This is a genomic window from Altererythrobacter lutimaris, assembly GCF_013371495.1.
Lineage (GTDB): Bacteria > Pseudomonadota > Alphaproteobacteria > Sphingomonadales > Sphingomonadaceae > Erythrobacter > Erythrobacter lutimaris_A.
In genome coordinates this window covers 1-503 of the sequence record NZ_JABWTA010000009.1, presented here as the reverse complement: position 1 = coordinate 503, position 503 = coordinate 1, and the positions used below count along the sequence as shown (strand labels likewise).

At 62.4% G+C, this 503-nt stretch carries 1 protein-coding gene; it reads right to left on the bottom strand.

Features of this window, described 5'->3' with window-relative positions:
• The coding region (locus HUO12_RS14295; RefSeq protein WP_232367527.1) for an FAD-dependent oxidoreductase at window positions 1-480 on the bottom strand (480 nt) is incomplete at its 3' end.
• Window positions 481-503 lie beyond the last annotated feature (23 nt).

Sequence of the window (503 nt, the reverse complement as noted above, 5' to 3'; positions counted from 1 at the left end):
GGCCCGGCCCTGATCGTCGAAGTCCGCCGTACCGGTGATCACGCCGTCTTCCTCAGATTCGCCGATCTGCGCGGTCGGCGGGCTGGTGAAGATGAGGCTGAACGGAACGAAGCGATTGGCGCTGTTGACCGCGGGAAAGGCAACGGCGTTGCGCCCGGCAATGGCGCCGTCCTGTGACGCTTCGTGCAGGATCGGCAAATTGTCAGCCACATCGCCGGCAAGGAAGATGCTGCTTTCTCCGCACTGCATGGTGCCGCGGTCATGTTCGGGCACGCCATCATCATCCAGCGCAATCCCGGCATTGGTGAGATCGAGGCTGTCCAGATTGGGGCGGCGTCCGGTGGCCACCAGCACATAATCGAACACGTCCTCGCCAGTGGATGCGCCGCTCCATGACAGCGATACGCCATCATCCGTCCGGCGGGGTTCTATGTCGACACCGAGTTTCAGCTCCACGTCCTTCGCGATAATGGCTTGCAAGGCGTCGTGCACCTTTGCGCAAC